The sequence below is a fragment of the Bacillus sp. AP50 genome (assembly GCF_040492675.1).
Taxonomy (GTDB): domain Bacteria; phylum Bacillota; class Bacilli; order Bacillales; family Bacillaceae_G; genus Bacillus_A; species Bacillus_A cereus.
Map to the genome: position 1 here is coordinate 22993 of NZ_JBEUTW010000225.1, position 9728 is coordinate 32720.

The window sequence follows — 9728 nt, forward strand, 5'->3', positions numbered from 1 at the left end:
TTTCAAGCCCCTCTATTCTTCAATATTTACAACGTGATTCCCATCAAAGAAGTATAAACATTTCTCTTTTACAGGATGTTGTAAGCTTTTCTCCAGTGCTTTTGCATATAACGAAAGCTGCACTTTATATCGATCTTCTAAAATTGGTTTCGCTTGTTCAAATCCGCCTGGAAATTTCCCTTCAATCGTATCTGTTTTGAAGTCGATTAACGTAATGCCATCTTCCTCTTCAATCATGCAGTCGATAACCCCTTGGACAAGAATCGATTCCCCGCTATTCCCTTGCCAATCTTGATATGCTTCTTCTGCTGCAAGCATCATCGTAAATGGAACTTCACGCTCAACACTTTTCGCCGCTAATACCCTTTTACCTAAGTCACTGTCAAAGAATGAAATTACTTTTTCAATCGCTATTTCTTCCGCCTGCTCGAATGTTAATAATTCCTTATTTACCATTCCAGCAATTTGCTCTTGAAGAACTTCAACCGTAATCGGCTTCTTCAAATCAACATGCTGCATAACGGCATGGACTGCTGTTCCGCGCTCTGCGTACGTTAACCCTTTTTTCTCCATAAAGCGCGGACGTGTTTTAATTGGTGCACGTAGTTTTTTAATAAAGGCGTTATCACTACCATCTTCTGATTGATAATTTCTCTTTATTTCTGTAACAGATTGCTTCGCACGGTGAGATGTTGCTTCCTCATATCCGTACTTCCACATTAATCTGTCGTACACTTCATCTTTTCGTTCACTTTCTAACGGCACAGCCTTTTTCTCACGAAGCGCTTCTAACAATTCTTGTTTCTCTTCTTGAACTGGCTCTGGTGCAAGTAGCGTATTACCGTCCACAACTTCTACTTTCCAGCTAGTGTCATACCCGTAAATTTCATCTGGAATACTTCCTTGTCCTAATTCAAGAAGCATTTCACTATCACGGTGTCTATATAATGAAGGTGCAATCCAGTCTAAATAACAAGACGCCCCGGCACGTATGTGATCTGGTAATAACCATTCACTATGTTCCCTCGCATCAAGCCATTTTTCCATTTCCTTATTTGCATCCTTAACTGTTCCGATTAAAATTAACTTCTCTTTCGCGCGCGTCAACGCTACGTATAGTACGCGCATTTCTTCCGCAATTAATTCCATTTTCATTTTACGCTTAATCGCAAGCTGTGATAATGTTGTATATTTAATTCGTTTACGCGGATCGATAAATTGCGAACCGAAACCGAAATCTTTATGCAATAAGAAACGTTTCATTAAGTCTTGTGTATTAAAACGACGACCGAGCCCAGCTACAAATACAACCGGGAACTCTAACCCTTTACTTTTATGAATCGTCATAATGCGAACAACGTCTTCTTGTTCACCGAGGGCCCTCGCCGTACCCATGTCATCACCGCGTTCTAAAATACGTTCAATAAAACGTAAGAAGCGGAATAATCCTCTAAATGATGTTGCTTCGTATTGTCTTGCGCGGTCATATAGTACGCGTAAGTTTGCCTGCCTTTGCTTTCCAGCTGGTAAACCGCCAACGAAGTCGTAATAACCTGTCTCACCGTACACTTTCCAAATTAAATCAGAAAGTGATTGTTGACGTGCAAATTCACGCCATCCTTGCAGTAAGTTATAAAACCACTCTAATTTATCATGAAGTTCTTGCTCCTCTTCAAGTGGTGCCCCTTTTAAGAATGAGCTCATTACTTCATAAAACGAGCCTTTCTTTCCATGAGCACGAAGCGTTGCAAGTTCTTCATCGCTCAATCCAACGATTGGAGAACGAAGTACAGCTGCAAGCGGAATATCTTGCATCGGATTATCAATAACGCGGAATACGTTCATCATAATATTTACTTCCGTCGCTTCAAAGTAACCAGTCGCAAGGTCAGCGTACACTGGAATTCCTTGTAATTTTAACTCTTCCATAATTTGCGGGGCCCACGGCATGGAGCGAAGTAAAATAACGAAGTCGCGGTATTGTACTGGGCGCATACTATCATTTTTACGGTCATACACTTCATAACCTGAATCAACCATCGCTTTAATGCGCTGCGCCATAAGACGAGCTTCAAGCTGTGCTTTTTCGACTTCTGCACCTTCTTCTCCGTCTATTACTTCTTCTTCCGTTTGCTGAATGCACAGTAGTTCTGCCGCTACATCTTCACCTTCTGGATAGGTAGCACCTAACTTTAATTCAGCGTCTGCATCGTAGTCGATTTCTCCGACTTCTTCACCCATAATTTGTTTGAAGATAAAGTTCGTACCTGCTAACACTTCATGACGACTACGGAAGTTTTTCGCTAAGTCGATCTTCATTCCACCGCCCAATCCTTCTTGTGTGAAGCGTTTATATTTTCCTAGGAATAGTCCTGGTTCGGCTAGTCGGAAACGATAAATCGACTGCTTTACGTCACCAACCATGAACAAGTTTCCTTCACTCTCAGAATCTTTCGTTACGAATTTAATAATAGATTCCTGTACAAAGTTCGTATCTTGATATTCATCGACTAATACTTCAGCAAATTTATTACGATATTGGAGCGCCACTGCTGACGGATTCATTTCACCATTTTCACTTTGTTCACTTAAAATTTGTAAACAGAAATGCTCTAAATCTGTGAAATCGACCATTCCTTTATCTCGCTTCATCGCTTGGAAACGCTCTGTAAATACTTTTACAAGTTGAACAAGCTTTTCTAATACTGGGTGCATATCTTGAAAATCTCGTAAGAAACTTTCAGGTTTTCGGCTAAATAACTCTTCTTGTAATTTCTTCACTTCATCTTTCGCTTTATTACGAAGAGAGTCTACTTGTTTTACAACATCTTCATTGTAATCACTTTTCTTAATACGCTTTAACGTTTGCCACGATACGTTTTGCATCGCTTCATACAAACTTGTCCACGACTCCTGAGCAGCTGATGATAGCGTTCCAAGTAAAGCTACATCTGCTTGCAGGGTTTCAATGCGAGGCGCTGGACCGTCAGGAAGCATTGCGAGTTCAGTTGCCTTACGAATATGCTGTTCCGCTGTTTCAAGCTGGAATTTCACATCTTCTAATAAATAAGAAGCATATACTAAATCTTCAATTGTCTTTCCTTCTACGTCATATGCTTCTACTAATTTATCAAGCCATTTTTCCGGATTTGGATGCGCTCTTGACTCTGTATGAAGCGCTAAAATCATACGTTGTAAGTCATCATCACTACGGTCACTCGTATAACGATCAACAAGTTCAAAGAAGATTGTATTATCTTCGATTCCGTACTCTTCTTCTAATATGTCATCTAGCACTTCTTCTTTTAACAATTCATTTTCTGTTTGATTCGCAATACGGAAACGAGGATCAACATCAAGCATGTAGTAATATCCTCTAATTACTTGTAAACAGAATGAGTGAATTGTTGAAATGGAAGCTTTATTTAATAGGCTCAGCTGCTTTCTTACGTGTTGAGAGCCTGGTTCATCAATTAATACCTTTTCTAACGCTTCCCCGATTCGGTTTTTCATCTCTTGCGCCGCTGCATTCGTAAATGTTACAACGAGCAGGCGGTCGACATCGACTGGATTCTCTTCATTAATAATCTTTTTAATAATACGTTCAACTAATACTGCTGTTTTCCCTGACCCAGCTGCAGCCGCAACTAAAATATCACGTCCATTCGCTACAACAGCTTTCCACTGGTCATCTGTCCATTGACTACCTTCTGGTTTTTCAGGCCAATTTTCTATCATTCTCCGCCAACCTCCTCTCTTATTTTCTCCATCGCTTCGCTATCTTTCATATCTTTTAACGATCGGAACTGATTATCTTCAAGTGACTCATCAAATTGACAAACAGATTTGAAGTTACAGAACGTACATGCTGCTTTATTTCCCATTTTATAAGGAGCAATATCGATAACACCTTCTGTAATATCTTTTCCGATATTTTCAAACGTATGGTGTACATATTTTTGCAGTACGTTAAACTCTTGCTCACTTGCAATACTTGAACGCGCACTAAAGCTACCGTCTTTTTTCAGGCCAGCAGAAATAATATCTGAACTTCCTGTTGAAAGTTTGTTATCCATTAAACGAACAACGTCAGCATCTCCTAATACGAGTCCTTTCATTTTAAATTTCTTTAAAATTTCTTTTTCAATTTCAGCTTCAGATGCGTCACCTTTCATCTCAACGATTGGGTTATGAATATGGAAATACAATACACCAGCTGGTGATGCTGCGTGACCTTTTTTCATCCACGTCTGCGCATTCGAAGTAACAACATCTAAATACGTTAACATTTGAAGTGCTAATCCGTAATACACTTCCGTTAAATCTAACGCTTTTGAACTTGATTTATAATCAATAATACGTAAGAACGTCCCGTTTTCATCTTCTGCCTTATCAACACGGTCAATACGGCCGACAACTTCCATCTTCACACCATTTGGTAATGAGAATTCCATCGGCGGAAGTGATCCTGTACCACCCATACCGAACGGCACTTCTAAATCAACTGGTACGAATCCGCTTGACTTCGCATGTTCACGAAGAATGATTGACGTACGGAAAATGATTTGTTGTAGTTTTTGTTTTAAATAGAAATGACGGTTTGAACTTAATAAAATTTGTCGTTGTAATAACGGTGCGATTTCTTCTATTACTAAAACAGAAAGATGCTCACACTCTTTTATGGATAAATCCGCCCAAGTACGGTTTTCACGCAATAGCTTGTCCGCAATTTTCTTTAATGCCGCATGGAATAATTCGCCGATGTCCGGCGCATCAAGCTTGAAAATATCACGCTCTCTAAGCGATAAACCGTGCTGCGCAAAATGAGCGTATGCACAACGGTTAAATAGTTCCATACGAGAGACGCTTCCTTTAATTATATCTCCGTATAAATCTCTACTTACTGCTGTACTTAGTTTCTTCGCACGATTTCGATAGAATAAACTTGATAAGACGCGGCTACTTTTTTGTTTCCATTCATCTGAAGTTACGTAGAAATTATATACGTCCCACCAAAAGTCTAAATTCCCTTCAAATCCGTATCGCTTCCACGTTTGTAGTTGCTGCATAACGTAAGATAACGTTACTTCTGGCGTTGCTACGTATGAAATTTGTTCTGAACGTGATAAATCGTTTACGTCATTGGTAATAAATGAATCTTTCACATTAGGGAACATTCTTTTTATTTTCTTAATAAAGCTAGACGCAAGTAACGTCTTTCCTTCTTCATCTGCAAGCGGGCATGAAATATATAACTTCTCAGATGCTCTCGTTACCATTTGATACATAACGAACTGTTCTTCTAACAAAGTTTGTCTCGTCGTTGGCGCTAATTCAATCCCTGCTGCACCAAGAACTTCTCTTTCTTCATCAGAAAGCATACCTTCGTCCATAGGTGCTGCTGGAATAACACCCTCATTTACACCTATAATAAACGTTGCTTTCACGTCAGATAACCTGGAGTGATCAATATTAGCAATTAACACTTGGTCTAATGACGGCGGAATGTTAGCAAATTGAAGTGCCTCAAGACCTGTCGACATAACGTCCGTAAACATAGAAAGAGACATTTTCTCTTCACCAAGCATCTCTACAAACGTATCAAGAAGGCTCATTACTTCTTCCCATACTTGTTCATGATCTGTCGCAAATAAGAAATCTCCACTTTCTTCTGCACGTATACGTAATTCTTCTAGTTTTTTCGGAACATCCAGCTCTTCTAGAAATAAGTAAACTGCTTCACACATTTGCATAACTGTTCCTGCACGCTTTAACCTTTTTTGCATGCGAATAACAGGTGTTCTTACAACGTCACGCAATCGATTTATTTTCTCTTCCATTTCACGTTCACTATCTGTGATCATCCCGTTCGTATCATCAAGAGAACGATAACGGCGATACATCCATGGATCCTCTGAAGTCCACCTCTTTCCTTGTACACCGTACGCTAAACAGTAATTTTCAAATTCATCCATTTCTTCACGCATCGTTTCTTTTCTTACGTCTAATGGATATAAAAGCTCTGTTTTCACGCAGCGGAACACCGCATCATAACGCCAATTCCCACTAATAATCTCGAGTGCAGAACGAATACATTCTACTAATGGGTGGTGTGACATCGGGCGCTTTTCATCGATGAAGTGTGGGATATTATAATCTGTAAATAACGTTCGCATCACATCGTAATAACTTTCCCCATTACGAAGAAGAACCGCAATATCTCGGTAACGATAGTTTTCCTCCGCCACAAGTTTACGAATTTCACGCGCAACACCTTCTACCTCTGCTCGTAAATTCGCAGCTGTACTAATCGTTACACTCGCTTCACCGTTAAATTTTTCATTCGGACGCGCTTCATAATGAGCTTCTAAATGCGCTAATGCCGGAGAATGAAAACGCGGCTGTTCCATAAGTGGAATTGTTTTTTCAATTTCTATTTTCTCTTCACGCGCTACTTGTTTGATTTTTTCATACGTTAACGTCGTTTCATAAAATAAATCGAGTTCATTTACTGGCTGTGCTAACGTTTTTTCATCTATCGTTAACGTGATCGTAACTCTCGCTCCGCAAATCATAAGCTGTCTTACAATCTCTAACTCTTGCGGGGAAAATGAATGAAATCCATCTATATAAATTTCCGCACCATTTACATATTCAGACTGCGGAAGCTTTTCCACTAGCAATTGCAGGTAGTCTTCTGAATCTAAATATTTTCCAATTAAAGCACGTTCAAAATCATCGTATAATAGCTGTAAATCATACACTTTATTCGCTAGTAACTTTTGTTCGGCACTGCTACTATGCGCATCCAATTGTTGCCACATTTCATATACGTTAGATGGCGTTACATTGTAACGTTTAAACTCTGCAATCATACTGCCAAGATGTTCAAAGAAACCGTTTTGCTCCGCTGCTTTTTGGAACACCGATAATCCATCTTTACGAGACTCTACAATTTTACGGAGTAACATATGTACACCCGCTTCATCAATATGAAGACGACTCGCTCCGCCAACTTCTTGTAGTACCTTCCACGCTAATCGTGAAAAACTAAAAACTTGTGCCCGAATAGAACCTCTTACATCCTCACTTCCAATTAACGCCTGCTGCGTCTGGAATGTCATCTGTTCTGGCACAAGATATAATATTGTTTTCCCTCTCGGGCGTTGTTTTAACTCTTCTTGCACTTCGCGTAAACAAAGTGTACTTTTTCCACTTCCCGCTCTACCAATCACAAATCGAAGTGACATGTAACCCCACCTTTCACTTACATAACGAACGTTAGTTTGCTACTATAATTGTATTATAGTACACGAAAAAAGACAAACTGAGTTGTTTGTCTTTTCTATACTTCTACTTCATTATATCAACCTTTTGAAAAATTCGTTTGCACCTCTTGAATTGGCCAATATCGCAAATCAACTTTACCGACAACTGTATCAGCTTTTACAAAGCCAAAGTGTCTACTATCCCAGCTCCCGAGCCGGTTATCACCTACTACAAAAATAAACCCGGGTGGCACCAGCTTTTCTTTCGTTAACTCTTCTAATGTAAAGTCGCCTGTTAGTTGCCTTCCATTTATCTCTTTCTTATACTTCTCTAAATACGGCTCATCAATAAATTGACCGTTTATATATAACTTATCCTGCTTATATTCAATATGATCTCCAGGTAAACCGATAACCCGCTTTACATAGTCCTCTTTTTTATTCGCATGAAATACCACAACGTCAAATCTGTTCAAGTCCCCAACTTGATAACTCACCTTATTTACAACTAGCATATTGCCATCTTGCAATGTCGGCATCATTGACTTCCCCTCTACAACATACGTTGAAAAGAAAAACGTTCGAAAAAATACAGCTAATAATACACCAATTAAAATTGTTCGTATCCACTCTATGCCTTCTTTTTTCAAAGTTTTCTTCATCTGCTTCTCCCCTTATCCTTTAATACTGAAGCTTTCCTTTACAAAGAAGACTATTCTTAATGTAGTTCTAACTTTACTTCGATTTTCTTACCGACATACCATAAAATAAAAATACCAATCGCTACAATAACTGATTTCACTGGATTATGAATAAATGACATTAAATCATGACCGATATACGTTAAAATAAAAATCATCACAAGTTTTCCGAATGCTAACGCTAGACCAAACTGTTTTACACTAATTCGGGATAAACCAGCGACAACATTTATGAGCGCTGACGGTGTAAACGGAAAACAAAATATAACAAAAATCGGTGCGAATCCTTTCCTTTCAACCCACCCCATTGCTTTTCGTACTCTCTCATGCTTATTTACAAACGAAAAGAAACGACTGCGACCAAAATGGCGGATGATGAAAAAGACAAGTAATGCACCCATTACTGATCCAAGCCATGAATAAAGAAAACCGAGCCAAAAGCCAAATGCAACAGCATTCGCCAGTACAAATACAATAAGCGGTAATGCTGGAATCAACGCCTCTATCATCGGTAAACCAATACCAAGAAGTGGTCCGAACGCTTTATAACTCTCAACAATATGATCCATATTTTCTGGTGAAAAATACTCTTTGATTGTCTGAAAATCCATTCTACACTTTACCCCTTTACTCTAAATACTATCCCTACTGTATCATTGCTTATATGAAAGAGGAAATGGTAGATACGACATACGGAGATGTATTTATTAAAGTTTCCATATCTTTCATAAGAATTCCTTCATTATTTAGCTATGATAATCTATCAATATTCGACAGGACGTGTCGTTCATTTTGTTATTTAGATTGTTTTTCGGTTTTTATCGGTAAATGAAATTATACTGGTGATTTTCTAAATATATCAATTACAACTCGTTTTTTCTAATATATCGCCTTATCTACAAAGACTGACTGACAAACAAAAAAGAATGGGGATTCCCCCATCCTTTCACACTTCGCCTTCCTTCACAAAATACACCTTCTCATAAGCGGGTCTTAATGTTGATTCCTCTTTTTTATCGACCTCTTTAAAACAAGGATTCCCTTGTTTTTTCCTACGATCTTCATATTCAGTACGTAATTTCGCTGTACGATTTTGTTGATTTTCAAAACTAGTTTTTGATATTTCTAATTTCACAGCAAAGCCATTTATAAATCTAATAATAAGATTTCCATCTTCTAATTCTTTATTACTTTCAATATAAAAATGAGACAACCAAGCGCACTCTTTTCTAGAGTAAGAATAGGTAGGGAAAAAATAAAGTTGATCTGCTGGACTAATCGCAATCGGTGCTTTATGTGTAATATGGGTTAACTCTTTCGTTCCTTCTTTTCTGCCTAAGAAACTAGAGCCATGCTTGCGGCAACTTCTTTCTATAATATCTAGAGGTTTTTGAAATACGAAAAAAGAATCATTCATTTCAACGACTCGCGTAACAATTTTCTTTTCACTTAGAATAACAGGAAGTAAGGCCATCGTATTTTTCGTTACAACATAATTTTCGACATAGCGTTCCACTTTACTTTCCATACTCCATTATCTCCTTTTTTTCATTTATATTAGCAGCTGCATATATAATTTTAGCATCTATGAAAAGGAAATAGCTTACAAGTTCCGCTTTTTTACAATTTTTTATCATTTATCAAACATTTGTTAAACAATAAAATCAAAATATAGAAATTAATTAATTTTAAAGTTATAAAAACAGCATTTATACTACCTATAAATATTTATTATCCATTCCTCATTTCACATCATTAC

At 38.1% G+C, this 9728-nt stretch carries 5 protein-coding genes; all 5 read right to left on the reverse strand.

Annotated features, from left to right (window positions below):
* Positions 1 to 12: 12 nt before the first annotated feature.
* The 5 genes from addA to ABWK52_RS17610 all read right to left on the reverse strand — a co-directional run bounded on the left by addA (position 13) and on the right by ABWK52_RS17610 (position 9497).
* On the reverse strand, positions 13 to 3738 hold the full coding sequence (addA, locus tag ABWK52_RS17590) for a helicase-exonuclease AddAB subunit AddA (RefSeq protein ID WP_000572259.1): 3726 nt from the start codon (positions 3736 to 3738) through the stop codon (positions 13 to 15).
* The gene (gene addB / locus ABWK52_RS17595; RefSeq protein WP_000058598.1) at positions 3735 to 7250 is read right to left on the reverse strand and encodes a helicase-exonuclease AddAB subunit AddB; all 3516 of its coding nucleotides are present in this window, start codon (positions 7248 to 7250) and stop codon (positions 3735 to 3737) included. Before addB ends, addA begins: the two co-directional genes overlap by 4 nt.
* A gap of 116 nt (positions 7251 to 7366) precedes the next feature.
* Positions 7367 to 7930, reverse strand: coding sequence for a signal peptidase I (gene lepB, locus ABWK52_RS17600; protein ID WP_000751910.1), 564 nt, complete (start codon positions 7928 to 7930; stop codon positions 7367 to 7369).
* 56 nt (positions 7931 to 7986) lie between these two features.
* Positions 7987 to 8580, reverse strand: a complete 594-nt coding sequence (locus ABWK52_RS17605) for a TVP38/TMEM64 family protein (protein WP_000347518.1) — start codon at positions 8578 to 8580, stop codon at positions 7987 to 7989.
* A gap of 335 nt (positions 8581 to 8915) precedes the next feature.
* Positions 8916 to 9497, reverse strand: coding sequence for a competence protein ComK (locus ABWK52_RS17610; RefSeq protein ID WP_000444439.1), 582 nt, complete (start codon positions 9495 to 9497; stop codon positions 8916 to 8918).
* Between the last annotated feature and the right edge of the window lie 231 nt (positions 9498 to 9728).